Origin of the sequence: Archangium sp. Cb G35, from assembly GCF_001896145.1 — a bacterium.
In the GTDB taxonomy this organism is placed as follows: Bacteria; Myxococcota; Myxococcia; order Myxococcales; family Myxococcaceae; genus Archangium; species Archangium violaceum.
Map to the genome: position 1 here is coordinate 127068 of NZ_MPOI01000002.1, position 26143 is coordinate 153210.

Here is a 26143-nt window from a genome sequence, read left to right on the forward strand (position 1 = left end):
GAACGCTCTCCCCTCTCCCGCCCGCCCGACACATGAGCCCCTCTCCGTCCGCCATTCCCGAGGAAGCCGAGCCCCTCAGCCATCCCCAACGCCGCATCTGGTTGACGGAGCAGGTGGCCCCCGGCGGCGCGGTGGGCACGCTCGCCGGGTTGCTGGAGGTGAAGGGCGAGGTGGACGCGGGACTGCTGGCCCGGGCGGCGCGGCTGTTCCTGGAGCGGACGGAGGACGCGCGCGCGGAGGTGGTGGTGCACCAGGGAGAGCCCTTCCAGGTGCCCGCCCGCGGGCCCGTGGAGGAAGTGCCCGTGCGGGACTTCCGGGGCGGGCCCGAGCCCCGTGCCGCCGCGCTGGCCTGGGCCGGGGAGCGCGCACGCGAGCCGCTGAGCCTCGGGAAGGGCTCCCTGCGCGAGCTGGCGGTGCTCACGTGGGGCGAGGGCTCAGCGCTCTTCGCGCGATTCCATCACCTGCTCGCGGACGCGGCATCGCTGGCCCTGCTCGGCCGGGGCGTGGGCAGGTTGTATGAGTCGCTCGCCGCGGGGCGCGAGCCGGAGCTCCCCACGCCGGGGCGCTATGCCGCCTTCCGCGAGGAGGAGCGCCAGTACCTGGCCTCGGAGGCCGCCGCCGGAGACCTGGCCGCGCTGCGCGAGGCGCTGGAAGGCGTGGAAGAGCCCACCCTGCTGGGAGAGTCCGGGCTGGCCCTCACCGGCACCCGCGCCGAGCGTCACACGCTGGTGCTGGAGCCCGGGTTGACGCGGGCCCTCCACGACAGGCTGCGCGAGTGGGGCAGCACGCCCAACCGATTCTTCTGCGCCCTCACGGGCCTCTTCCTCGGGAGACTGCTGGGGCGGCGGGACGTGTGCCTCGGGACGTACCTGCACAACCGGAACTCGCGCCCGGCGATGCTCACCTTCGGCATGTGCGTGGCCACCGTGCCGCTGCGCCTGGAGCTGGAGCCCGAGAGCCCCTTCTCCGAGTGGTTGCCGCGCGCGGGCTCCCGCGTGGGGGGTTTCCTCCGGCACGGCCGCTACCCGTATGAGTCGCTGCTGGAGCGGCTCGAGGCGCCAGCGCTGCGCCGCCAGGGCCTCTTCGACACCGTCGTCTCCTACCAGAACCAGCAGTACGAGAGCACCCTGGCCGGCCACCCGGTGGAGATCCACTGGCTGTTCAGCGGCCACGAAGCCCATGCGCTCGCGGTGCAGGTGAGCGATCGCACGCGCCAGGGCGAGCTGCGGGTGGACCTCGACGTGCGCACGGGCGCCTTCCCCGAGCAGGTGCCCGCACGGCTCGCGGAGGGCTTCCGCGCGTTGCTGGAGGCGGTGGTGCGCGAGCCCGGCACACCGCTGGGACGGCTGCCACTGGTGGGCGAAGCCACGCGCGCGGAACTGCTCGGACTGAATCCTCCCCCGCCCACCACGCCCGCTCCCGGGGACGCGCTGACGCCCATCCTCGAGCAGGCGGCGCGCACGCCCGACGCGGTGGCCCTGCGCGCGGGCGGACAGCGGCTCACCTATGGCGAGCTGCTCGGCCGGGCCCGGCACCTCGCCGCGGAGCTCACCGCCCGGGGCGTGGGCCGGAACGACACGGTGGCGCTGTGCACGTCGCGCTCGGCGTCACTGCTGGTGGGACAGCTCGGCGTCCTGTGCGCGGGCGCGGGCTGGTTGCCCCTGGAGCCGTCCCATCCTCCCGAGCGCCTGCGCTTCATGCTGGAGGACTCGGGCGCCCGGCTGGTGCTGCTGGACGCGGCCACCGCCTCGCTCGCCGACGTCCTGCCCGTGCCGGCCGTGCGGGTGGACATGCCCCGCGAGCCAGTGGCCTCGGCGCCCCTCCCCGCCCGCCCCGAGCCCGGGGACCTGGCCTACGTCCTCTATACGTCCGGCTCCACCGGCAACCCCAAGGGCGTGCTCATCGAGCACCACTGCGTGGGCAACTTCCTGGCCGCCATGGCCGAGGCCCTGCCGCTCGGGGAGCGCCCCCGGGTGCTGTGCTGCACCAACGCCACCTTCGACATCTTCGTGCTGGAGACGCTGCTGCCGCTGTCGCTCGGGCTGGAGGTGGTGCTGGCGGACGAGGAGGCCCAGGCCTCGCCGGAGCTGCTGGCCACCCTCATCCTGCGCGAGGGCTGCGGGCTGGTGCAGCTCACGCCCACCCGCCTCCAGCTCCTCCTGGGCCATCCGCTCGGGGAGCGGGCGCTGCGCTCGGTGCGCCTGCTGCTGGTGGGCGGAGAGCCACTGCCCCCCGCGCTGCTGCGCACCGTGCGGAGCCTCACCCCGGCACGCCTCTTCAACATGTATGGCCCCACGGAGACGACCGTCTGGTCCACCGCCGCGGAGCTGAGCCAGCCGGGCAATGTCCACGTGGGCCGCCCGGTGCGTGCCACTCGGGTGTACGTGACGGACGCCCAGGGCGAGCTGCTGCCCCCGGGCGTGGTGGGCGAGGTGCTCATCGGCGGCGAGGGTGTGGCGCGCGGATATCTGAACCGGCCCGAGCTGAACGCGGAGCGCTTCATCCGCCGGCCCTACGACACGGAGCGGCTGTACCGCACGGGAGACCTGGGCCGGTGGCGGGCGGATGGGAACCTGGAGCACCGGGGCCGCGCGGACCACCAGGTGAAGGTGCGCGGGCACCGGGTGGAGCTGGGCGAGGTGGAGTCGCGGATGATGGCCTCGGGCGTGGTGGCCAGCGCCGCGGTGGTGGTGCGCGAGGACGGCGCCGGGCAGGCGGTGCTCGCGGCCTTCTATGTGCCACGCGGGGACGACTCGGGCCTGCGGAGCCATCTGGCCGCGCACCTGCCGGACTACATGGTGCCCACGTACCTGGTGCCGCTGCCGGCCATGCCCACCCTGCCGAGCGGGAAGACGGATCGCAAGGCGCTGGGAAGGTGGCCGCTGGCCGTGCGCGCCCGCGAGGCCGTGCCGCCCGAGGGCGCGCGGGAGCGGGAGCTGCTCGCGCTGTGGCACGAGGTGCTCGGCCGGGAGACGGGCGGCGTCACGGACGACTTCTTCGAGCAAGGCGGTCAGTCGCTGCTCGCCATCCAGTTGCTGCACCGCGTGGCCGGCACACTGGGCCGGCGCGTGCCGCTCTCGCGTTTCCTCGCGGCCCCCACCGTGCGCGGGCTGGCCGCGCTGCTCGACGAGGCCGAGGCCGCCCTGCCTCCCCTGGTCCCCACCGAGTCCGCCTCCCACCATCCCACCACCGCCGCCCAGCGGCGGATGTACTTGGTGCACGAGCGCAGCGGAGGCACGGACACCAGCTACCACATGACGGGCGCGCTGCGGCTGGAAGGTCCGCTGGACGAGGCCCGGCTGACGCGGGCCCTGGCCGGACTGGTGCATCGCCACGAGGCCCTGCGCACCTCCTTCCACCAGGTGGAGGGAGAGACGGTGCAGCGCGTGGGCAGTGCCGTGGAGCTGCCGCTGGAGCGCTGGGAGGCGCGGGGGGAGAACGTCTCCAGCCTGCTCGCCCGCTTCGTGCGGCCCTTCCGGCTCGACACCGCGCCGCTGATGCGCGCGGGGCTGGCGCGTATCTCGGAGTCCGAGGCGTTGCTGCTCGTGGATCTGCACCACCTCGTGGCGGACGCGGCCTCGGTGGAGGTGCTTGTGGAGGAGTTGTGGGCTCTTTATGAAGGGCGGACGCTCGAGGTCCCCGCCCTGCAGCCGAGGGACCACGTGGCCTGGCAGCAGCGGCTGGCTGGGGCTCCGGCGCTCCAGGAGGCCGAGGCGTGGTGGAGGCGTGAGCTGGCCCTGCCTCCGACACCGCTGGAACTCGGCACCGGCCGGGCGCGTCCCGCCACCGTCTCCAACGCCGGTGCCACGCACACGGAGGAACTCCCCGCGGAGCTGGCGGCGAGTCTCCACACCCTGGCGCGCGCGCACGGCACCACGCTCTACAATGTGCTGCTGTCCGCGCTGACGCTGCTGCTGACGCGGCACTCGGGTATGCGGGAGCTGGTGGTGGGCGCCCCGGTGCTGGGACGTCCCCTCCCGGAGCTGGAGCGCATGGTGGGCCTGCTCACGCAGACGCTCCCGCTGCGCAACCGCACGCGGCCGGGCATGACGGTGGCGGAGCTGCTCGCCGAGGTGACTCAGCGCACCCGCGATGCGCTCGCCCGGGAGGCCGTGCCGCTGGACATGCTCCTGGAGGGCTCCTCCGCGGACGCCGGGGGCGCCACGTATGACGTGCTGCTGCTCGTGCGCGAGCCCCGGCCCCTGGAGCGGACGTCTGCCCACGGGCCGCGCGTCCACCGGGTGGAGTACCCCATCCCCGCGGCCAAGGTGGACCTCACGCTGACGGCCGTGCCCTCGTCCACGGGAGGGGCGCTCGCGCTGGAGTGGACGTACCGCACGGACGTGCTGGAGGGCGGGGAGGTGGCGGCGCTCGCCCGGCGCATGCGCCGCGTGCTGGAGCAGCTGGCCGGGGATTCCTCGCGGCCCCTCGCGGGCGTGGACGTGCTCACCCCGGAGGACCGGGCCCGCCTGGACGCCTTCCACACCGAGCGCCAGCCCCACGCCACGGACGTCACGGTGCTGGGCCTGTTCACGGAGGTGGCCGCACGGCACGCCTCGGACGTGGCGGTGTGGCACGAGGGCCGCTCGCTCACCTACGCGGAGCTGGAGGCACGCTCCCGCCGGCTGGCGCGGACGCTGCGCGCGCTCGGCGTGGGTCCCGAGGTGCGCGTGGGCCTGCTCGCCGAGCCCTCGCTGGAAATGGTGGTGGCCATCCTCGGCGTGCTCGGCGCGGGCGGCGCCTGGGTGCCATTGGATCCCTCCCACCCCGAGGAGCGGCTCGAGCTGTTGCTGCGCGACAGCGGCGTGGAGCTGCTGCTCCACCAGGGGGCCACGCCGTGCCCCGCATCATTTAAAGGGCGCGTGCTGCGGCTGGATGCGCCGTTGCTCTACGCTTCCGGAGAGGGTGCCCTGCCCGAGGTGGCCCGGCCCGAGCACCTCGCCTACGTCATCTATACCTCCGGGACGACGGGCACCCCCAAGGGGGTGATGCTGGAGCAGCGCCAGCTGTGCGCGCAGCTCGCCTGGCTGCGCCGCTTCTTCTCCGGGACGTCCAGGCGCATGCACCACATGCTGCTGGTCTCGCCCGCGGTGGACGTGTCGGTGCATCAAATCTTCCTGCCGCTGATGCGGGGCGACACGCTCTACCTGCCGCGCCAGGAGACCATCCTCTCGCCCGAGGCGCTCGCGGCCTACGTGGCGGCGCACCACATCGACGTGGTGGACTCGGTGCCGGCGCTGCTCAAGGGGCTGCTGGAGCGCGACGCGGCGGCGGGCCGGCTGGAGGTGGAGTACCTGTGCTTCGGCGGCGACGTGCTGAGCACGGACGTGGTGCGGCTGGTGGGCCGCAGCCTCCACATCCGCCACCTCATCAACTACTACGGGCCCACGGAGACGTGCCTCAACGCCACCGCGTTGATGACGTCCGAATGGGAGCGGTTGGAGCGGGTGCCCATCGGCCGGCCCTGTGACAACTACACCCTGCATGTGCTGGATGCGTCGCTCGCGGAGCTGCCGCCGGGCTGTGTGGGCGAGCTGTACGTGGGCGGCCCCGGCGTGGCGCGCGGCTACCTGAACCGGCCCGAGCTGACGGCGGAGCGCTTCGTGCCGGACCCGTTCCACCCCGGCGGGCGGTTGTACCGCACGGGAGACCTGGGCCGGTGGCTGCCGGACGGACAGCTCGACTTCGTGGGCCGGGCGGACCAGCAGGTGAAGATTCGCGGCTACCGGGTGGAGAAGGGCGAGGTCGAGGCCGCCCTGCGCCGCGCGGCCCTGCACTCGGGGACGGAGCTCTCCGAGTGCCTCGTGGAGGTGACGGACGCGGCCCCGCGCCGGCTGGTGGCCTTCCTCGTGCCCGGGCCGGGAGGGGCCGCGCCGGACGTGACCCCGCTGCGCGCCGCCCTCAAGCGGTGGCTGCCTGCGTACATGGTGCCCTCGGCCTTCATCCCCGTGGAGCGCCTGCCCCTCACGGTGAGTGGCAAGGTGGATCGCAAGGCGCTGCTCGCCCTGGCGGAGGAGCACGAGGCCGCGCAGCCAGAGACGGGCGAGCCCCTGTCCCCCACCGAGGAGCGTGTGGCCTCCGTCTGGAGGGAGCTGCTGGGCGTGCGAGGCGTGCGTCCGGGCGACAACTTCTTCGACCTGGGAGGCCAGTCGCTGCAGGTCGTCCAGGTGGTGTCGCGCCTGCGCGAGGCTCTGGGCGTGGACGTGCCGCTGCGGCTGCTCTTCGAGGCGGAGGACCTGGCGGCCCTGGCTCGCGGCGTGGAAGGGCTGACGCGGCGGACGGACGGGCCGCCTCCCGTGGTACCCGTGGCCCGGACGGGCGCGCTGCCGCTGTCCTCCGCCCAGCAGCGGCTGTGGCTGTTGGACCAGTTGGAGCCGGGCAGCCCTCTCTACACCATCGCCGGAGCCCTGCGGCTGGAGGGTGAGCTGGACGTGGGTGCCACCGAGGAGGCGCTGCGCGCGCTGGTGGCACGGCACGAGGCACTGCGCACCCGCTTCGAGTCCGGGGCGGACGGACCCGTGGCGGTGGTGGAGCCCGCGCCGCCCTTCTCGCTGGAGCGGCTCGCCCTTCCGGACACCGGGGCCAGTGCGCGCGAGCGGATGGACGCGGTGGTGGCCGAGGTGGCCCGGCGCCCCTTCGCGCTGGAGCGGGCGCCGCTCTTCCGGGCCGTGCTGGTGGAGGTGGGCGCCGGAGAGCACCTGCTCGTGCTGGCGCTCCACCACCTCATCGCGGATGGCTGGTCCCTGGCGGTGCTGAGCCGGGAGTTCGCCGCCCTCTACGAGGCGCGGACGCGAGGCGGAGAGGCCGCCCTGCCCCCGCTTCCTGTGCAGTACGTGGACGTGGCCGCGTGGCAGCGCGAGCACCTGACGGAGGAGGCCCAGGCGCCGCTGCTGGCCTTCTGGAAGAAGCACCTGGAGGGCCACACCGAGCTGAACCTGTCCACGGACTTCGCCCGGCCCCCGGTCCAGTCGCACCGGGGCGCCACGCTCGCGTGGGGACTGTCCGAGTCCCTGTCGGAGGGCGTGCGCGCGCTCGCCCGGGCCCGGGGTGTCACGCCCTTCATGGTGATGCTGGCCACCTTCCAGGCGCTGCTGCACCGCTACACGCGGCAGGAGTCGCTGACGCTCGGCATCCCCGTGGCCAACCGCGGCCAGCGCGAGGTGGAGGGCGTGGTGGGCTGCTTCGTCAACACGCTGGCCCTGCGCGTGGACGTGCGCGGCGGGCGCCCCTTCACGGAGCTGCTGGAGCAGGTGCGCGAGCGCACCCGGGAGGCACTGGCGCATCAGGAGCTGCCCTTCGAGAAGCTGGTGGAGCACGTGCAGCCGCCGCGGGACACGAGCCGCTCGCCGCTCTTCCAGGTGATGTTCAGCTACGACGTGGCGCCCGAGGCCACGCTCCAGCTCGGCGGCCTGCGCCTCACGCCGTACGAGGCGGACACGGGCACGGCCAAGTTCGATCTGACGCTGAGCGTGCTGGAGCAACCCGGCGGGCTGCGCTGCTCGCTGGAGTACGCGACGGACCTGTTCCGCGAGGCCACCGTCTCCCGACTGGCGCGGCACTACGAGCAACTGCTGTCCGCCGTGGTGCGGGAGCCCGGGCGCGCGGTGCGGCACCTGCCCCTGCTCACACCCGAGGACACGGTGCTGCTGGCGCGCCACCGCGCCACCGCCGCCCCGCCCGGCCCCACCCTCACGCTGCACGGCGCCTTCGAGGCCCAGGTGGCGCGCTCGCCCGGAGCCCTGGCGCTGCGCCACGAGTCGCGCTCGCTCACCTACGCGGAGCTCGACGCGCGGGCCAATCAGCTCGCCCACGCGCTGCGGCGCCGGGGCGTGGGCCTGGGGGCGCACGTGGGCATCCTGCTGGAGCGCTCGGTGGAGGCGCTGGTGGGATTCCTCGGGGTGCTCAAGGCGGGAGCGGCCTATGTGCCGTTGGACCCCGAGTACCCCCGCGAGCGCCTGGAGGCCATGCTGGAGGACTGTGGCGCCCGGCTGTTGCTCACCCGCTCCACGCTGCTCGAGCGGGTGGGCACGCGCGGCGCTGAAGCACTGGAGGTGCTGGACGTGGACGCCTGCCGCGCCGAGCTGGAGGCCGCGCCCCGCGAGGCACCCCGGGTGGACGTGCCTCCCTCGGCCCCGGCCTACCTCATGTACACGTCGGGCTCCACGGGCCGGCCCAAGGCGGTGGTGGTGCCCCACCGGGCCGTGGAGGGCTACGCGCGCTCGTGCATCCAGCTCCACGGCTACACATCCGAGGACCGGGTGTTGCAGTTCTCCACCCTCAGCTTCGATGCGAGCGTGGAGGAAATCTACCCGGCGCTGTTGAGCGGGGGCACGGTGGTGCTGCGCACCGAGGCCCTGTTGGACGCGCGCGAGCTGTGCGCGCGGTGCGAGGAGTGGGGCGTCACGCTGTTGTGGCTGCCCACGGCCTTCTGGGTGGAGCTGACGGGAGCGCTGGCCTCGGGCGCGGCGCGGCTGCCCGGGTGCGTGAGGACGGTGGCCGCGGGAGGCGAGAAGGTGCCCGCCGCGCAGGTGCTCCAGTGGCGGAGGGTGGCGGGCGGCGTGCGGCTGGGCAACGAGTACGGCCCCACGGAGACGACGGTGGTGGCGGTGGCCGCGGAGCTGGACGCCGTGGCGGACGAGGAGCTGCGGCGTGGCCTCGTCCCCATCGGCCGGCCGGTGCCGGGCATGAGGGCGTATGTGCTGGACGAGTCGCTCGGGCCCGTGCCGCCGGGAGTGCCCGGCGAGCTCTACCTGGGAGGCGCCCACGTGTCGCTGGGCTACCTCGGACGGCCGGAGCTGACGGCGGAGCGCTTCCTGCCGGACCCCTTCTCCCCCGAGCCGGGGGCGCGCTGTTACCGCACGGGGGACCTGGCGCGCATGCTGCCGGACGGCTCGCTGGAGTACCTCGGCCGCACGGATCAACAGCTCAAGTACCGCGGCTTCCGGGTGGAGCCGGGGGAGATTGAAGCGGTGCTCGGCCGGCACCCGGGGGTGAGGGAAGCGGTGGTGGTGCTGCGCGAGGAAGCGCCGGGGGTGAAGCGGCTGGTGGGCTACGTGGTGCCCTCGGGAGGCGCACCCCTGGAGGTGACGGAGCTGCGCGCCTTCGCCCGGGGCCAGCTTCCGGAGCACATGGTGCCCACGGCCCTGGTGGCGCTGCCGCACCTGCCGCTCACGCCGGGTGGCAAGGTGGACCGGGCCGCACTGCCCGCGCCGGACGCCGGGGCGGACGCACCCCGCACGCCGCCCTCCACGCCGCTGGAGCTCGGGCTCGCCACCGTGTGGAGGGCGCTGCTGGGCGTGCCGCGGGTGGGCCTGGAGGACGACTTCTTCGAGCTGGGCGGCCACTCGCTGCTGGCCATGCGGGTGGTGGCACGAGCGAGAGAGGAACTGGGCCTCGAGGTGCCGCTGCGCGTCCTCTTCGAGCACCCCCGGCTGGGGGACCTGGCCCGGGCCCTCGAGGGGCGTTCGGCCGCGCCTGGGGACTCGCGGCGCATCACCCGGGTGGACCGGGGCGCGCGGCGCGTGAAACGTTGATGCGTCGGTGGAGTCCGCGCCTGGGCGCGCAGTACCACCCGCGGCTGTGGTGTGGTTGTGACACGCGGCACGTGTCAGCATGGCGCCATGAGGTTGCCAACACCCGCCGCGCTCCTGGCCGCCGTGCTGCTGCTGGCCTCCGGTGCCCTCGCCGCCGAGGTGGATGACTTCCAGGTACTGCTGCGACACAGCGGACTGCCGCAATCCGTCCACCTGGCTCCGGGCCAGGCACTCACCCCGGAGAAGGCCCAGGCCCTCTGGCGGGGTCTCGTCGACAGCCCCGCCGACCTGCGGACCTTCGCGCCCCGTACCACCCTGGCGCGACTGTTCCGCGAGGCCTCGGCCAACAAACATCCCCTGCCCTACGCCGAGTTGCTCGCCCGCACCGCGCGCTTCCGCCCCTTGGTGGTGGCACGACCGGATGGCTACTGCGCCGTGGCGCTCACCGGCACACCCATCTCCTGGCTGGGACAGCCCTCGCTCCAGCAGGGGCAGCTGTACGTGCAGCACATGCGCGTGGGTGCCTTCCACTTCGACGGAGGCGGCGTCTACTTCACCGTGGACGAGGCCCTGCGCAAGCAGCACTCTCCGCCCGTGGGCGAACGGGCCCTGGGAAGGGACCCCGCCACCGCCGCCCTGCTGGGGACGGAGGCAGCACTGGAGGAGATGGCCAGGGGACTGGCGACCCTCCTCTCCGAGCCGGTTCGCACCCTGGAAGGACTGGCGCACCTGCCCTCGTCAGTGGCGGGCCTCATCGCCAACTCTCCCGAATACTTCGCCCGCTATGGGGCAATGAATCTGGAGGACCAGATTCGCGAGGCATCACGGGTGACCACGCATCTGCTGACCCTCCAGGGAGGTGCGGCCACTGTGGGGCCGCGATTGGCCTCGGCCACGAAGCTGCCGGTGCTCACCCTGTCCGCCAGGGGCTCGCTGGCGGTGAACGAAGTGGCCGTACCCGCCGGAGCCATGACGGCGGTGGTCGGGGCTGGAGCCACACCGCTCGCCATCGTCCTCATGGCGCAGGGCAGCAATGCAGCCGGCGGCACCACGCCCTGGCCCCCGCCACCCGAGGGACCCGGCCAGTGGATTCAGAAGGAGGAGCGCATGAGCCATGATGCCAGGCGCTTCCAGTCCGAGATGACGGGCGCTCCAGAGGGCTGGGTCTACCGTGTCCGCACGGGCCCGGGGCCCAAGGACTTCGTGGACTTCGATGGCTTCAAAAACGGCGTGCTCCTGGAGGTCAAAGGTCCCGGCTACAAGGCGCTTCTGGAGAAGATGTACGGCAAGCGGTGGTTCGAAGGACTCAACGAGATGCTCGAGCAGGCCAAAAGGCAGCTCAAAGCAGCAGGAAGCACCCCCATCCAGTGGCATTTCGCCGAGCAGGAGGTCGCGGACCTCATGCGGAAGCTGTTCAAGGCCAATCGCCTCGACAGGATCGAGGTCATCCCATGAAGGAAACGTACTACGTTGGAGCGTACTGGCTGGCACGGAGAGAGACGATCGAGGCGTGTGCTCATCGAACAGAAGCCTTCTTCAGCCTGCTCGCTGCATGCGACCCAAGCCTCGCCCAGTGGTTCAAGAAGGGTAGAAGCCTCAAGAAAGCGCTGCAACACCGCCTTGAAGCCGATGCGGCGAGTCTCGCGAAGCTCTTCCACCAGCAAGCACAGAAGGAAGGGCGCTTCGCAACGGACGGCTTCTCCCTGAGAGGATGGAACGGGGTAACGCATGAGGCGGCAAGCAGCCTTTCCCTGCTCTGCGGTGACGCATCCATCTGGGTCTCCAACCTGTGCCTCTTCGACCCGCCCGCGGAAGGTCCCGCCGAGGAGCGCGTGCTCCAAGCCCCCGTCCTCGCGCGGATACTCCGAGCCATGGCCGTGGCCTTCGAGCCCGAGTGGGGCCTCGCCACCTCCCATGAGCTTCGCGATGAGGTGTGGCCAGAATCGACGCCGGGCGGCACCTTCATCGGCTGGCTCACGTACTTCTCCCACCGCCGCGGCCCCCTGCCGCCCCTCCCCGCCCCCGTCCGCACCGAGCCCGTGGAGGACAAGGGCACGCTCGTCATCCTCACCCCTGAGCGCCTCACCGCCTCCAACCCCGCCCACGTGGCCCTGGCCCGCGACGTCTCCGAGCGCCTCGCCCGGGCAGGCCTCCTCACCCCCCTGCGCCCCTGGAATGAATGAATGACGCCGTTCATCGACTCGGCCAAAGGGATGGTGTAGAAACTCCGGCTGTCATCTGGCCGCGACCCCCGCGGCCGGGAGGGGTGGACGCGACGACGCACGGCAGACGCGCCAGGTAGCGCGAGTGGTCGAGAGAGGTCCGGAAAGCATCAGCCTTCGCGCCTCGAGCGCGGGAGCGGCGCTGCGCCGCTCTGGAAGCAATGCAGGACACTCTCCGCAAGGTAGCCTGTTCTTGGCTCTCTCCTGGTAGTGGAGCTCCGGCCGCCCGGGGAGCTGAGCCAACGACGCAACCGCCGTTTCCCCAGGCGGCCGGAGCTCCACTACCAGGGAGAGCCGGTGAGGCTACCGTGCCCCAGGTGAGCATGTGGTGATTCCAGGCCTCTCTCGACCGCTCGCGCCGCCCCGTCCCCCCTCCTTCGTGACGACTCCTCGCATCAACGAGGTGCAGTGATGACCGCGAAGCTCGAGACGTTCGTCCCCGCCGCGGCCCCCGTGGTCGTGCCCGCCCCCGCTCCCGCCACCCCCTCGGCCAATGTCGTGGCCCAGCGCGAAGTCTCGCAGCGCGAGGAGCAGGCCCGGCTCGCCCGTTGGAAGGCGATTGAAGAAGCCGGCGGCCAGGAGGCGTGGGTCGAGGCCGAGCTCAAGGCCAAGGGGCTCGCGCCCGAGCACGAGGACCCGAGCGGACTCTCGGAAAAAGAGAAGACGGCCTGGAAGGAGAAGAAGAAGGCCGAGGCCGCCGAGCGCCGCGCGCTGAAGCGTCTGGCGTGGGAGGCGTGGCGCACCGCGCACATCAACCACCTGGGCGCGGGGGTGCACTGGGAGGAGGCGGGAGGCCCGGACAAGTTCGACCTGAAGGACCGCGAGGAGCGGGCCAAGTCCAACGGGCTGCCGGAGCTGGAGTCGGCGCAGACGCTGGCGAAGGCGCTGGGGCTGAGCGTGTCGCGGCTGCGCTGGTTCGCCTACCACCGCGAGGTGGACACGGGGACGCACTACCGCAGTTGGGAGATTCCCAAGCGGGACGGTGGGAAGCGGACCATCACCTCGCCGAAGAAGGAGTTGAAGGAGGCGCAGCGCTGGGTGCTCGCCAACGTGGTCGAGCGGCTGCCGGTGCACGGGGCGGCGCACGGCTTCGTGGCGGGGCGCTCCATCGTCACCAACGCGATGGCGCACAAGGGCGCGGACGTGGTGGTGAAGATGGACATCAAGGACTTCTTCCCCTCGGTGACGTGGCAGCGGGTGAAGGGGCTGTTGCGCAAGGGCGGGCTCACGGAGAACACGGCGACGCTGCTGGCGCTGATGGCCACGGAGGCGCCGCGCGAGGTGGTGCAGTTCCGCGGCAAGACGCTGTACGTGGCGAAGGGGCCGCGCGCGCTGCCGCAGGGAGCGCCGACGTCTCCGGGGATTACGAACGCGCTGTGCCTGCGGCTGGACAAGCGGCTGTCGGCGCTGTCGAGGCGGCTGGGCTTCGCGTACACGCGCTACGCGGACGACATGACGTTCTCCTGGAAGAAGAGCCGGGGGAAGACGGAGGCACCGGTGGCGGTGCTGATCGCCCGGGTGGAGAAGGTGTTGGAGGCGGAGGGCTTCCGGGTGCATCCGGACAAGACGCGGGTGATGCGTCCGGGGAACCGGCAGGTGGTGACGGGGCTGGTGGTGAACGAGGCCGCGAAGGACCAGCCCGGAGCGCGGGTGCCGCGCGAGGTGGTGCGCCAGCTGCGGGCGGCGCTGCACAACCGGGAGAAGGGCAAGCCGGGCAAGGAGGGCGAGACGCTCGACCAGCTCAAGGGCATGGCCGCCTTCATCCACATGACGGACCCCGCGAAGGGCCGCGCCTTCCTGGAGCGGCTCAGCGCGCTGGAGAAGCGCGAGGCGTAGTTCTCATCCCCGCGTCCACGGACGCAGCAGCGCGCGCGCCGGGGCTCCGTCCGAGCCCGCGACGCGCAAAGGCAGACACACCAGCTCGTAATCTCCCGGTGCCGCCTCGCCCAGGTACAGCCCCTCGATGATCCAGATGCCCGCGTCGAGCAGCGTGCGGTGCACCGCCGGGCTGTCCTCGTGGAAGCCCGCCACCGACAGGTAATCCACCCCCACGCACCCCACCCTGCGCTCGGCCAGGAAGTCCGCCGCCTCCCGCGTCAGCCCGATGAAGGACTCCTGGAACGGCAGCTCCCACCAGCGCCGGTCCGAGTTGCGCGTGCGCAGCAACAACTTCTCCCCAGGCCTCGGGTCATGCACTCGCAGCGCCTCCGCGCGCACCTGCCCGTCCCCCGGCACATGCACCACGCGCGCCCGGCCCATCGTGGCATCCAGCGGCAGCTCGTCGATGCCCGCCCTCCCCGAGAAGAAGTGCACCGGCGCGTCCACGTGCGTCCCCGCGTGCGCGCTCAAGGACAGGTGCGTGACGTTGGCGTCCGCTCCCTCCTCCAGCGCCTGCACCCGTTTGATCTCCGGCACCGGGTCTCCCGGGTAATGAGGCATCGCGGAGGACAGGGGGATGGAGACATCCAGCCAGGCCGAGGAGGGAGTCTGTGCCATCTCCTCACAATCTGGAGACCGGAGCCCGAGAGGAAGCACTCCCTCCGGACTCCGCCGCACGGTGAACATCCCGAAGTGCCCCGTGGCCCGCTGGACAACACCGCGCGCTCTCACACCGCGCGAAATCCGCCCACGCCGGCAGCCCCTCCGCTCGCCTGCTCGCTCGCTCCGAGGACGAGCCTCCAGTGTGGCTGGAGCCGCCACCATCTGCTACGAATGGGCCCACTTCCACCCCGGGACTTCCCCCCGCCCGAAGGTGGTGGCATGGCATGAGTTTCCCTTCGCGGCTGCACGCACTGGCGGCATTTCTGCCCGGCTCCCTGGTGCGCGCCCTCCAGGAGGACACCTCCCGGCCGCGCGCCGGTGCCCTCCGTGAGCAACAGGGCGCCGTCCTCTTCGCCGACCTGACGGGTTTCACCGCCGTGGCCGAGGCCCTCGAGAACAGCGGCCCCGCCGGCGCCGAGCGGCTTCGCGGCATTCTCGACGCCTTCTTCTCCAGCCTCATCGACACCCTCCTCGCCCATGGCGGAGACGTGCTGCGCTTCGCCGGTGACGCGCTCGTGGCCCTCTGGCCCGTGGAAGCGGACGGAGACCTGGCACGGGCGGTGCGGCTCGCGGCCCAGTGCGCCCAGGCCGCCCAGGGCCTCATCGACGGCAGCCAGCCCGTGGACGGCCTGCGGCTGCGCCTCAAGGTGGGCATCGGCGCCGGCACCGTGCGTCTGTCCGACGTGGGCGGCGAACGGGGCCGCTGGGACTTCCTCGCCTCGGGCGAGCCCCTGCTGGAGATGGCCCAGGCCCAGGGCGCGGCGCTGCCGGGGGAGATCATCCTCGGCCCTCGCGCCTGGCCCCTGCTGCCACGTGCCCAGGGCGAGCCCCGGGGCGCCGCGGGCTGGAAGCTGTTGTCCATGGAGCCCGGGCCGCTGCCGGACGTGCGCCCCCAGGAGCCGGTGCCGCCGGAATTGGAGCCCGCGCTGTGCTCCTACCTGCCGCGCGTGGTGACGCACCGCCTGGAGGCCGGCCACGGCCAGTGGCTCTCCGAGTTCCGCACCGTCACGGTGATGTTCATCAACCTCGCCGCGCCCGGCTTCGCCTCCGGCCAGCGTCCCGAGGAGTTGCAGCGCGCGGTGAGCACCCTCCAGTCCGTCCTCTTCCGCTACGGGGGCAGCGCCAACCAGGTGGTGGTGGACGACAAGGGCCTCGTCATGGTGGCGGCCTTCGGGCTGCCTCCCCTGTCCCACGAGGACGACGCGGCGCGCGCGGTGCAGACGGCGTTGGACCTGCGGGGCGCGCTCCAGGTGCTGAATCTGCAGTACCGGCTGGGGCTGGCCACCGGGCGCGTCTTCTGCGGCACCACCGGCGGGGCCACGCGGCGCGAGTACGTGATGGTGGGCCACACGGTGAACCTCGCCGCGCGGCTCATGCAGGCCGCGGTGGACGACGTGCTGTGCGATGCCACCACGTTGCGGCTGGCCTCCTCGCGGCTGCGCTTCGAGACGCTCGCGCCCCTGAAGATGAAGGGGATTACGCACCCGGTGCCCGTGTTCCGTCCCGAGCCCGGCGGCGACACCACCACGGCCTCCGGGCCGGGCACCCGGCTGGTGGGCCGGCAGGAGGAGCGCACCCGGCTGGCCTCGGCGGTGCGAGCGCTGGCGGAGCGGGGCGTGGGCGGCACCGTGCTCCTCGAAGGCGAGGCCGGCATCGGCAAGTCCGTGCTGGTGGGCGAGCTGCTCGAGCGCGCCCGCGCCGCGGGACTGTCCACCGCGCTCGGCCTGGGCACCTCCGTGGAGGGCTCTCCCGTGTGGCACGCGTGGCGCTCCGTCTTCTCGCGCCTGCTGGAGCTGGAGGGACTGCCGGACGAGGCCGCCCGCACCGCGCGCCTCCTGGAGCGGCTGAGCGCCTGGCCCGAGCAGGAGGCGTGGGCCCCGCTGCTCAACGACGTGCTGCCCGTGGAGGTGCCGGAGAACGACGCCGTGCACAACATGCCGGCGCCCCTGCGCACCGCCACCACCCGCGAGCTGCTGGTGCAACTGCTCGACGACCGCGCCCGCGAGCGGCCCCGGCTGGTGGTGCTCGACGACGCGCACTGGATGGACTCCGCCTCGTGGGAGCTCGCGCTCGCCGTGCAGCGGCGGGTGAAGCGGTTGCTGCTGGTGCTCTCCACCCGCCCTCCCAATGAGTCCACGCCCGCCGAGTACCGCCAGCTGCGCGACTCGGCCGGCACCGTGCACCTGCCCCTGGGGCGCATGTCCTATGAGGACGTGCTGGCCCTGGTGCGCCAGCGGCTCGGCTCGCGCACCCTGCCCGCCCAGGCCGCCACCTTCATCCGCGACCGGGCCGAGGGCCACCCCCTCTTCAGCGAGGAGCTCGCCTGTGCCCTGCGCGACGCCGGCTACCTCGTCATCGAGCGCGGCGAGTGCCGGCTGGGTGCCCGCTCCGTGGAGAAGATGGCCCTGGAGCTGCCCGGCACCATCCAGGGCCTCATCACCAGCCGCATCGACCGGCTCACCCAGCAGCAACAGCTCACCCTCAAGGTGGCCAGCGTGCTCGGCCGGGCCTTCCCCTTCGAGCTGCTGCGCGCCGTGCACCCGGTGGAGGCGGACCGGCCCACGCTGCCGCAACAGCTCGCCGAGCTGGAGCGGTTGGACCTGGTGCAGCGCGAGGAGTCCGGCACGGGTCCGGTGTATGCCTTCAAGCACGTGCTCATCCAGGAGGCGGCCTACCACCTGATGGCCTTCTCCCAGCGGCGGGAGCTGCACCGCGCCGTGGCGCTGCTGCACGAGCGCGAGCAGGAGGAGCGGGGCGAGCAACTCCAGCCGCTGCTGGCGCACCACTGGCGGATGGCCGAGCAGCCCGAGCGCGCGCTGGAGCACCTGGAGCGGGCCGCGGAGGCCGCCGTGTCCCGAGGAGCGCACGCGGAGACGGTGGCCCTGCTCAAGCGGGCCCTGGAGCTGGCCGCGAGCGGCGGCGAGCCGGTGGACGCGCTGCGCAAGGCCCGGTGGAGCGCGCGGCTGGGCGCCGCGTACCACGCGCTGGGCGAGACGGAGCACAGCCTGCGCCACTGTGACGCGGCCCTGCGCCTGCTGGGGCTGACGAGGCCCGGCTCACGCGCGGGTTGGGGCGGCCGGCTGGCATGGGAGGTGACGCGGCACGTGGGGCACATGCTGGTGGGGCGCTGGCTGCCGGCACCGCGCCTGGAGGCGGAGCGGGAGCGACTCACCCTGGCCGCGGGCATCTTCAGCACCCTCGCCCAGCAGAGCTTCTACGCGGACCGGATGCTGGAGCACTTCGCCGCCAACTTCACCGCCGTGAACCTCGCCGAGGCGGCGCGCGAGTTCTCCACCTCCACCCCGGCCTACAACTCGCTGGGCTACATGGCCGGCCTGGGGCGGATGCACGGGCTGGCGCGCCGCTACTTCCACCGTGCGAGTCCCCCGGGAGGCTCGCGCAGCCCGCATACCGACATCGTCGAGGGCTCCTGGCACCTCACCTTCGGGCGTTGGGAGGAGGGCCTGCGGCTGGTCGAGCTGGGCATCGCCGGGGCCCGCCGCCTCCATGAGCATTTCACCCTGTGCACCGGCCTGGAGGTGCTGGGCATGGGGCTGGAGCTGGCGCGCGAGCCGGGCGCCGCCCAGTACGTGCGCGAGTCCATGCTGCGCGAGGCCACCGAGGTCTCCAACGTCGTCAACGTGCTGTGGGCCCTCACGGAGATGACGCCCACGCTGCTGCTGCTCGCCCGGCAGGACGAGGCGGCCGAGCGGTTGCGCGAGGCGGAGGTGCTGCTCGGCCTGGCGGACCCCAGCAACGCGCTGCGCTTCCGCTGCAACGCGGCGCTCGTGGCCCAGCGTCAGGGCGAGCCCGGCCGGGGGCTCCTCCACGCGCGTGAGGCCCTGCGTCTGCTGCACAAACGGCCGCTGGTGATGTGGTCGGACCTCACCTCCCTCACCTCGCTGGTGCAGGCGTGTCTGGAGCTCTGGGAGGCCTCGCGCGGCACCGGAGACACCGAGCCCCGGGCGCTGGCCACCGCGTCCCTCCGGGTGCTGCGCAAGGCGAGCCGCCTCCACCCCACCGCCCACAGCCGCACCGCCCGTCTCGAGGGCACATATGCCTGGCTCGAGGGCCACACCGGCCGGGCCCGGGCGCTGTGGGGGCGCGCCGTCGAGCTGGCGAACACCTGGCGCCTGCCCACCGACGAGGGGCTCGCCCACTACGAGTTGGCCCGGACCTCCGAGCCCGGCGGCACCCGCGAGATCCACCTCTCACGGGCCCGCCGCATCTTCGAGCACCTGGACGCACCGGGCCCGCTGCGGGCGCTCGAGGCCCTGGAGCAGCCCCTGCTGCCCGCGCCCGCGAAGGCCTCGGCGGGCTGACACACCTCGGGGCCCTCACGCCGCGTCGATGGTGCCTCCGGGCCGGACGCGGAAGTCGCTCCGGGAGAAGCTCGCCGCGAGATCCCCGGGCCGCGAGCCGTAGTCCACATCCACCTCGCTGCTGGGAATGAGGTGGTACGCGGCCTTCACCTCCTCGGGGCCCACCTCCACCACCGTGAAGCCGTGGGCGTTGGTGTCCACGAAGGCGATGCCCGGGTTGCCCTCGCGGAAGGTGGCCGCCTGCTCGGTGACGACGTAGCGGTAGACGGCCGAGCCCGGAGGGAAGCCCGCTGCCTCCACCGCCGCGCCGGCTTCCTCCTGCACGGCGGACGAGGCGATGGCGGGCGCGGTGAGGCAGGGCACCCCCTGCTCCACCGATGCGAAGGCCGCGTGGATGTCCCCCGCGACGACGAGCGCGTGGCCATCCGTGCGCTCCCGCAGCTCCGCCATCAGCGAGCTCCGCTTGTCGGGGAAGCCGTCCCACTGGTCCACGCTGAAGTAGTAGCGGTTGCGCACCGAGGGCGGCTCGACGTCCGGCTTCGCCCTCAGGTCCCAGATCATCGACGTCGTGGACACCGAGCTCGCCATCACCTTCCACGTCTGGGGGCTCACGCCCTCGCGCAGCTGCGCCAGCAGCCACGCCTCCTGGTCCTTGCCGAGCGCGTGCTGGGCCTCGCCGCCCGAGGTGCTGTACCGCCAGGCCGCGTACACGTCGAAGGTGTCCTTGATGACCACGTTGCGCGCGCCGATGCTGGAGAAGAGGTCCTGCTTCCCCATGTGCACGAAGGCGAGTCCCCGGGGCTTGCCCGCGGGGCCGATGGGCCCGGCCCCCGGCTGCGCCGCCGCCTGCAACACCGGGTTGGCGTAGGCCAGTGCGAGGTTGCCCTTCACGAGCAACTCGGCCCGCATCGAGGCCTCCTCGGCCGTCAGCCCCCCTCCCACCGCGAGCTGCACGTACGCTCCACGCAGCACGGCCCGCTGCGCGGGGAACTCGTCGATGTTCACGTAGGCGAAGGCATCGGCCGCGAAGGCGCCGGTGAGTCCCAGCGAGGCCAGCACCGCCGCGTCCATGGCCACCGTGGCGGGGTACGCATCCTCGGGGATGAGGTGGTCCGGCCGGTAGGTGCGGTAGTCCGTGACGAACAGCCGCAGGTGCTTGCCGAAGATGAAGTCCCGGTAGATGCGCGTGTCCGGGTAGCGGGGCAGCTCCTCCGGGTCGATGACCCCCGCTCCGGCATCGGTGTCGAGTGGCATGTACTCGAAGAAGGCGAGCTCCGCGTTGCGCCGCCGCTCGGGTTGGAACTCCTCGGTGCGCCCGTCGGTGTACGTGGCGTGCGCGTCCCAGCAGTCGTTGGAGAACTCGTGGTCATCCCAGACGACGATGAACGGGTAGCGCTCGTGTACCTTCTGGAGGAAGGGGTCCGAGCGGTAGGTGCGATAGAGATCGCGATAGTTGGACAGGGATTGGGCGACGAGCTCCCCACGTCCTCCGCCGAGATCCCTGGGCAGGGCGGAGCCGGGGTCGGAGAACCGCACGACGCGCGCGGGGTCCGGCGAGGGCACGGCCGAGGAGTCGGACTCGTAGACGTAGTCGCCGACGAAGAGGACGAAGTCGAGGTCCTCGTCGAGCTGCAGCAGGCGGTGCCAGGAGTTGTAGTAGCGGCCACGGAAGTCCTGGCAGTTGGCCACGGCGAAGCGGACGGGGGTTTTCGCGTCGTAGGCGGGGGCGGTGCGGGTGCGGCCCACGGGCGAACCCAGGCGCTTCCCCTCCTTCTCGACGACGAAGCGGTAGTAGTAGCGCGTCCTCGGCTCCAGGCGGGTCACCTTCACCTGGAGGGTGTGGTCATGCGCGGCGCTGGCGAGCAAACCGGTCTCCTCCAGGACGAGGTGTTCGAACGCCTCGTCCCGGGCGACCAACAGGGTGAGTGCGAGGTCGGCGTCGGGGAGCGCGGGGTCCACCGCGCGCGTCCACAGCACCACGCTGAGGGCACGTGGATCTCCCGAGGCCACGGACTGAGGGAAATGCGTACGCCCGTCCTCCACGGGCGGCTCATCCTCATGACAGCCGAAGGCGGTGCTCGCCGCGGCGGCGACGAGGCATTTCAGGACGGTGCGGCGGTGCAGGGACTGGGACAAGGAGACTCCTCCGCGTCGGGCCGGGCGTGGGGCCCGGAGCGCGCGAAGGTACGCGGCGCATGAAGACAGACGGCTCCGACTCCAGGGCAACGTGTCTTCCGTTGGCCATGCGCGAACCGGAGAGCATCCACTATCTGTCTGAATATCCCCTCTCCCCCCGGGAGAGGGTCAGGGTGAGGGTATCCGGGCCCGTTCTTCAACCCGTGGCCCACGGTGTGGACACCGGGTTCAACCCGGGATGCGTGGCACCCTCACCCCGTCCCTCTCCCGAGGGGAGAGGGGAAATGGGCTCACTCCTCCTCGGAGTCCTTCCCGGAATCCTCCACCTCGCGCGTCATCTCCACCATGGTGGGGCGCCAGCCGTGCTTCGCGAAGAGCCTCTGCGCCGCCTCGTTCCTCGAGGCACTCATCAAGAGGATCCGCGGCACGCCCCGCGCCTTCAGCTGCCGCACCATCTCCTCCAGCAACAGCCCTCCCACGCCACTGCCTCGCACGGACTCGTCCACCCACACGTCGTGCAGCTCACCGTGCGCATCGAGCAGCGCGTTCCAGTCCCGGCCCTCCACCGTGGCGTAGCTGTAGCCCACCACCGCGCCCTCCCGCTCCGCCACCAGCACCACGGCGCCCTGGCGCTTCATCTCCCGTGACAGCCACCACCGGTAGCCGGACTCCACGTCCTCCTCGGGCGTCATGAAGCGCCGAGGGTCATACGAATGGTGCAGGCGGACGAGCGCCCCGCCCATGCGTCCCAGTGCGGGAGCATCCTCGGCACGGGCGGGCCGGATGGTGATGGCCATTGCTCGCAACGGGAGCTACGGGCTGCTCGCCGAGGCCACGTTCTCCGGGGCCTTGGGCAGCTTCACGCGGAAGGTGGCGCCCTGTCCCGGCGCGCTGTCCACCTCGATGGCGCCGCCCAGTCCCGACACCACGCCGTAGCAGATGGAGAGCCCCAGGCCCGTCCCCTCTCCCGGCGCCTTGGTGGTGAAGAACGGATCGAAGATGCGGGTCAGGTGCTCCTTGGCGATGCCCGTCCCGTTGTCGCGGATCTCCACCATCACCCCGCCGTCCTCCCGCTGGCGCGCGATGATGGCCACCCGCGGCTCCGCCGTGTTCTTCAGCGCGTGCCCCGCGTTGTTCAGCAACCCGAGGAACACCTGCTCCAGGCCCTGCTCGCTGCCCCACACGGGCGGCACGTCCTGGAAGTCGCGCACCACCTGCGTCTTGGGCCCCAGGTTGTAGCTGGCCCCCGACAGCGCATGGTCCAGCACCTCGCGCAGGTCCACCCACGCCTGCGGCTGCCCATCCAGCTTCGAGAAGAGCCGGAAGTCATTCACCAGGCGCAGAATCCGGTCCGCCCCCAGCAGCGCGTCCGAGCACACCTCGCTCAACTCGACCGGGTCCGCCTGCCGGCCGCCCTTGGCCTGGTCATCCAGCTCCGAGCGGATGAAGCCCACGCTGGCCATGATGACGCTCAACGGGTTGTTGATTTCGTGCGCCAGCCCCGCCGACAACCGCCCGAGCGCCTCCAGCCGCTGGGCCTGTACCAGCCGCAGCTCCAGCCGCGCCCGGTCCTCCATCTCCTTGCGCAGCCGCTCGTTGGCCGCCGCCAGCTCGCGCGTCCACTCCTCCACCTCGCGCGTCAGATCCTCCAGACGCCGGTGGCTCTGCCGCAGCAGCTCCCACTTTTCCGTGAGCGCGTGCGCCAGCTGCCGCACCTCGATGTTGTCGAAGGGCTTGCGAAGAATCAGCAACCGCTGGCTGATGCCCAGCCGCTGCGTCATCTCCTCCCACGAGTAGTCGGAGTAGGCCGAGCAGAGCACCACCTGCAGGTCCGCGTCCTCCTTCCACAGCCGCTGCACCGTCTCCACGCCGTCGATGCCCGGCGGCATGCGGATGTCCACGAAGGCCAGCGCGTACGGCTTCCCCTCGGCCACCGCCTCCTTCACCTTCGCCAGGCCTTCCTCGCCCTGGTAGGCCGAGTCCACCTCGAAGCCCGTGTCCACCGGCACCGCCGAGGGCCCGCCAAACAGCGCGGCCTCCATCGCGTCCAGTGCCGTGCTCGCCGGGGCGGCACAGAGAATCTTGCGGAAGTCCTGGTGGATCGCCTGGTTGTCATCCACCACCAGGATGCGGCGGTTGGGTGTGGTGGCGGCGTTCATGCCCTGCTCTCCTCGCCCGAGATGGGCAAATCAATGGTGAACGTAGCACCCTGGCCGCGGCCTTCGCTCGAACAGGAGAGGAACGCGTCCATCTCCGCCGCCGCCAGTGCGCTGATGTGAAGGCCGAACCCGTGTCCGTCCTTCTTGGTGGTGAAACCCTGTGTGAAGAGGCGGGGCGCGTCCTCCGGAGCAATCCCCACCCCATTGTCCTGCACCGCGATGCGCAGCCGCTCGGCCACCATGCGCTCCACGCGGATGGTGAGCTGCTTGTCCGCCCGCCCGCTCTCCACCAGCGCCTGCCGCGCGTTGCTCAGCAGGTTGAGGATGATCTGCAACAGCTTGTGCCGGTCCACCTTCACCAGCGTCCCCTCGGTGTACTCGCGCTTCACCTGGATGCCCAGGCGCTCGAAGGACACCGCCTGCAGGCGCAGCGCATCATCCAGCAGCGCCGTGAGCTCCAGCGGCTCCACCACGCCCGCGAAGCGCGCATGCTCCTGCTGCATGCTCACCACGGACTTGATGTGCTCCACGCTCTTCTGCAACGTGTCCACCTCCTCCAGCAGCTCCTCGCGCTCGCCGGTGAGCTGGGACGCGAGCGCCTGCAGGTAGGAGGGCAGCTGCCGGCCCCGGCCATCCGCCGTGAGGAAGGCCGCCAGGTCCGCCCCGTGCGAGGCCATCAAATCCGTGGCCTTCTTCAGGCCGGGCAGCCGCGACTGGTGCAGCCGCTCGGCCAGCAGGTTGACGGACACGTTGACGCTGTTGAGCGCGTTGCCCACGTTGTGCAACACGCCGGTGGCCATCTCCGCCATGCCCGCCTGGCGCGACACGTCCAGCAGGCTGCGGTGCATCTCGCCCAGCCGGGCCTCGGCCTCCTTGCGGTCCGTGATGTCGCGGCCGAACACCGTCATTCCCACCACCCGCGAGCCCGTCACGTCGAACACCGGGTTGAGCGAGATATCCAGCACGCGCGGCCGCTTGAGCTTGGAGGGCGAGGCCTCGAAGCGCACCCGCTTGCCGGCCATCACCTGCGCGGCGCACTGCTGCCAGCGCACGCGCAGCCGCTCCGGCGCGCGCTCCGGGAAGAGGAAGTCCCCCGGCGCCAGCTCCGTGCCGATGAGCTCCCGGTACATCTCCCCCAGCGCCGGGTTGGCCGCGATGAGCCGCCCATCCGCGTCCACCGAGCACACGATGTCCTCGGTGTTCTCCAGCAGGCTCGTCAGCTTGCCCTCGTTCTCGCGCAACGAGCGCAGCGCCCGCACCATCGCCTGGTTGGCTTGATCCCTCGCGGCCAGGATGAGCCAGCTCAGCCCCCAGGCGCCCAGCATGAAGAGCGCGGCGCACAAGGCGCGGATCCACAGGCCCCCCTGCACCCCGTGCCACAGAGGCAGCACCGCGCCCACGCCCACCGCGCCCACCACCGCGAAGAGGAATCCCGGCCGGGGCCCCAGCAGGTAGACGGACAGCATGGGGATGAGCATGCAGATGGCATGCGTGCCCACGTGCGGATCCGGCATGCACAGCCCGGCGGCCAGGAAGCCTCCCGTCAGCATCGCGCACAGCAGCAACCCGGGAAGCCGCGAGGACACGCCCCGGCGCAGCAGCAGCAGCGAGCCCAGGAAGCCCGCCATGCACACCACGCCCACCGCCCCCATGGCCACGGGGAAGGGCATCCTCGGCACGTAGAGCAGGAAGACCAGGCAGCAGAACAACAGCACCGCGTTGGCGCCCACCAGCACCCGGCTGCGGCCGAGCTCCTCGGCGGGCGCGCGGCGCAACGGCTCGGAAAGGAAGGCGTCCAGCGCCGCCAGCAGCCGGACCGTCATTCTCGCACGCGCGAGGCTCTGCCCCGACGGCTCCAGCCCTCCAACTCCCTGCGCTCGCGCGACCCTGGTGGACATGCTCGACATGAACGGGCGGCTCTCCCGCGCCCTGGCGGCGCGAGTATGCCTGAAACCCGGCGAGCACCGCAGGAGTGCCGTAATCCCCGGCAGACGGGAAGTATCCGCTCGCCGAGTCCCCTGCTACCCACGTGGGTAGACTTCGCCTCACACCCCAGGCCGTCTACTCCTCCCACTCCACGTGAAGCCGCGCGCCCGTCCCCTCGCGCGCCAGCACCCGCACCCGCGCCCGCTGGCCTCCCGCCAGGGCGAGGCACGCCTCCAGAATCCCCTGGTAGTAGGCGGGCTGGCCCATCACCTCGTTGATCCACACCTCGCACGAGGTGGGCGACAGCTCCGTCAGGCGGGACTCCACGTAGTTGTCCGCGCTGCGCAGCGTGTTGTTCAACCGGCGCAGCGAGCGCAGCGGCCCCAGCAGCCGGGCCACTCCCACCATGGCGCGGCCCATCACCGTGTGCACCATGCCATTCACCACCTCCTGCCCCAGCCGCCGCCATCCCTCCTCGCGCGGCAACAGCGGGTAGAGGTCCACCACGGTGAGCTCCAGGGCCCGCTTCCACGTGTCATAGGTGTAGGCGGGCAGCAGCGGCTTGGACAGGTCGATGCCCACCGCCTTCAGGCCATTCCACGCCTGCGAGGACAGACGCGAGCGCAGGGAGAAGCGGAAGAGCCCATCGACCGTGTGCTCGAACACCAACCGCCGCCGCGCCGCCGCCGGACGTTCCGCCCCCAGCTCCCGCGACCCCTCGAGCCCCTGCATGCCCCACGCTCCCGTGACAATCACACGGAAAAATTGGGAACGCGTTCTCTCTTCTCCCAGTCCGGAGGCGATCAGAAGGGCAATGCGATGATGGATGGTGAACGCCGCGCGGCGGCCAGGATGCCAGGGATTGTTCAATGGAGGACAGCCCTCCCGGCGGGAAGTTCGAGACGCCCGGCCGCGCCCTGCCCGGGCCGCCTGCCCCGAGGCCCCCGGGGGGTGCCTACCCTGTGGGGAAAGGAGCCCACCATGCAAACCTCCGGCTGCCGCCACCTCGACTCCATCCACGACGTCCGACCGAGCACCACCGCCGGGTGTGAGGACTGTCTGCGCGTCGGCGGGAGCTGGGTGCACTTGCGCCTGTGCATGGAGTGCGGCCACGTGGGCTGCTGCGACTCCTCGCCCAACCGCCATGCGACGAAGCACTACCACGCCACGTCGCACCCCATCATCCGCTCGCTCGAGCCCGGCGAGGACTGGGGCTGGTGCTACGACGACGAGGTGATGCTCGAGGCCGATGAGCTGCGCCCCGCCTCCCACCCCGGCCAGGAAGTTCCCGCGCCGTAGACCCG

At 72.0% G+C, this 26143-nt stretch carries 12 protein-coding genes; 6 read left to right on the forward strand and 6 right to left on the reverse strand.

What is annotated here, in order from left to right; all coding sequences use genetic code 11:
* Positions 1-32: 32 nt before the first annotated feature.
* The 4 genes from BO221_RS06925 to BO221_RS06940 all read left to right on the forward strand — a co-directional run bounded on the left by BO221_RS06925 (position 33) and on the right by BO221_RS06940 (position 13591).
* On the forward strand, positions 33-9533 hold the full coding sequence (locus BO221_RS06925) for a non-ribosomal peptide synthetase (protein WP_073559589.1): 9501 nt from the start codon (positions 33-35) through the stop codon (positions 9531-9533).
* Positions 9534-9620: 87 nt separating this feature from the next.
* Complete coding sequence (locus BO221_RS06930) at positions 9621-10988, forward strand: Tox-REase-5 domain-containing protein (protein WP_083680812.1); 1368 nt, start codon at positions 9621-9623, stop codon at positions 10986-10988.
* Positions 10985-11716 (forward strand): immunity 52 family protein, encoded by a 732-nt coding sequence (locus tag BO221_RS06935; RefSeq protein WP_073559592.1) that lies wholly within the window; start codon positions 10985-10987, stop codon positions 11714-11716. Before BO221_RS06930 ends, BO221_RS06935 begins: the two co-directional genes overlap by 4 nt.
* A 450-nt stretch (positions 11717-12166) precedes the next feature.
* Entirely contained in the window at positions 12167-13591 is a 1425-nt protein-coding gene (locus BO221_RS06940) for a reverse transcriptase family protein (RefSeq protein ID WP_073559593.1), read from the forward strand.
* Positions 13592-13594: 3 nt separating this feature from the next.
* On the opposite strand, the gene BO221_RS06945 is transcribed toward BO221_RS06940, so the two are convergent.
* The gene (locus BO221_RS06945) at positions 13595-14251 is read right to left on the reverse strand and encodes a cyclase family protein (protein ID WP_073559594.1); all 657 of its coding nucleotides are present in this window, start codon (positions 14249-14251) and stop codon (positions 13595-13597) included.
* 269 nt (positions 14252-14520) lie between these two features.
* Between BO221_RS06945 and BO221_RS06950 the strand changes: the two genes are divergently transcribed.
* Entirely contained in the window at positions 14521-18618 is a 4098-nt protein-coding gene (locus BO221_RS06950) for an AAA family ATPase (protein WP_073559595.1), read from the forward strand.
* 15 nt (positions 18619-18633) lie between these two features.
* Here BO221_RS06950 and BO221_RS06955 read toward each other — a convergent pair whose 3' ends face one another.
* The 5 genes from BO221_RS06955 to BO221_RS06975 all read right to left on the reverse strand — a co-directional run bounded on the left by BO221_RS06955 (position 18634) and on the right by BO221_RS06975 (position 25571).
* Positions 18634-20754, reverse strand: a complete 2121-nt coding sequence (locus tag BO221_RS06955) for an alkaline phosphatase (RefSeq protein ID WP_073559597.1) — start codon at positions 20752-20754, stop codon at positions 18634-18636.
* 290 nt (positions 20755-21044) lie between these two features.
* Positions 21045-21551, reverse strand: coding sequence for a GNAT family N-acetyltransferase (locus BO221_RS06960; protein ID WP_073559598.1), 507 nt, complete (start codon positions 21549-21551; stop codon positions 21045-21047).
* Between the two features lie 15 nt (positions 21552-21566).
* Positions 21567-22913: an ATP-binding protein gene (locus tag BO221_RS06965; RefSeq protein ID WP_073559599.1), complete on the reverse strand. Its 1347-nt coding sequence runs from the start codon at positions 22911-22913 to the stop codon at positions 21567-21569.
* Positions 22910-24820 (reverse strand): nitrogen regulation protein NR(II), encoded by a 1911-nt coding sequence (locus BO221_RS06970; RefSeq protein ID WP_233165752.1) that lies wholly within the window; start codon positions 24818-24820, stop codon positions 22910-22912. Before BO221_RS06970 ends, BO221_RS06965 begins: the two co-directional genes overlap by 4 nt.
* 154 nt (positions 24821-24974) lie before the next feature.
* Positions 24975-25571 carry a DUF2378 family protein gene (locus BO221_RS06975; RefSeq protein WP_073559601.1) on the reverse strand — a complete coding sequence of 199 codons (597 nt, stop codon included), beginning with the start codon at positions 25569-25571 and terminating at the stop codon, positions 24975-24977.
* A 249-nt stretch (positions 25572-25820) separates the two neighbouring features.
* Here BO221_RS06975 and BO221_RS06980 point away from each other — a divergent pair, with 249 nt between their 5' ends.
* Positions 25821-26138, forward strand: a complete 318-nt coding sequence (locus tag BO221_RS06980) for a UBP-type zinc finger domain-containing protein (protein WP_073559602.1) — start codon at positions 25821-25823, stop codon at positions 26136-26138.
* Positions 26139-26143: the final 5 nt, after the last annotated feature.

Coding starts and splice junctions, on each gene's coding strand:
- BO221_RS06960 (WP_073559598.1), bottom strand. CDS start 21,551: ATGGCCATCACCATCCGGCCCGCCCGTGCCGAGGATGCTCCCGCACTG.
- BO221_RS06940 (WP_073559593.1), top strand. CDS start 12,167: ATGACCGCGAAGCTCGAGACGTTCGTCCCCGCCGCGGCCCCCGTGGTC.
- BO221_RS06965 (WP_073559599.1), bottom strand. CDS start 22,913: ATGAACGCCGCCACCACACCCAACCGCCGCATCCTGGTGGTGGATGAC.
- BO221_RS06975 (WP_073559601.1), bottom strand. CDS start 25,571: ATGCAGGGGCTCGAGGGGTCGCGGGAGCTGGGGGCGGAACGTCCGGCG.
- BO221_RS06950 (WP_073559595.1), top strand. CDS start 14,521: ATGAGTTTCCCTTCGCGGCTGCACGCACTGGCGGCATTTCTGCCCGGC.
- BO221_RS06980 (WP_073559602.1), top strand. CDS start 25,821: ATGCAAACCTCCGGCTGCCGCCACCTCGACTCCATCCACGACGTCCGA.
- BO221_RS06935 (WP_073559592.1), top strand. CDS start 10,985: ATGAAGGAAACGTACTACGTTGGAGCGTACTGGCTGGCACGGAGAGAG.
- BO221_RS06945 (WP_073559594.1), bottom strand. CDS start 14,251: ATGGCACAGACTCCCTCCTCGGCCTGGCTGGATGTCTCCATCCCCCTG.
- BO221_RS06970 (WP_233165752.1), bottom strand. CDS start 24,820: ATGTCGAGCATGTCCACCAGGGTCGCGCGAGCGCAGGGAGTTGGAGGG.
- BO221_RS06930 (WP_083680812.1), top strand. CDS start 9,621: ATGAGGTTGCCAACACCCGCCGCGCTCCTGGCCGCCGTGCTGCTGCTG.
- BO221_RS06925 (WP_073559589.1), top strand. CDS start 33: ATGAGCCCCTCTCCGTCCGCCATTCCCGAGGAAGCCGAGCCCCTCAGC.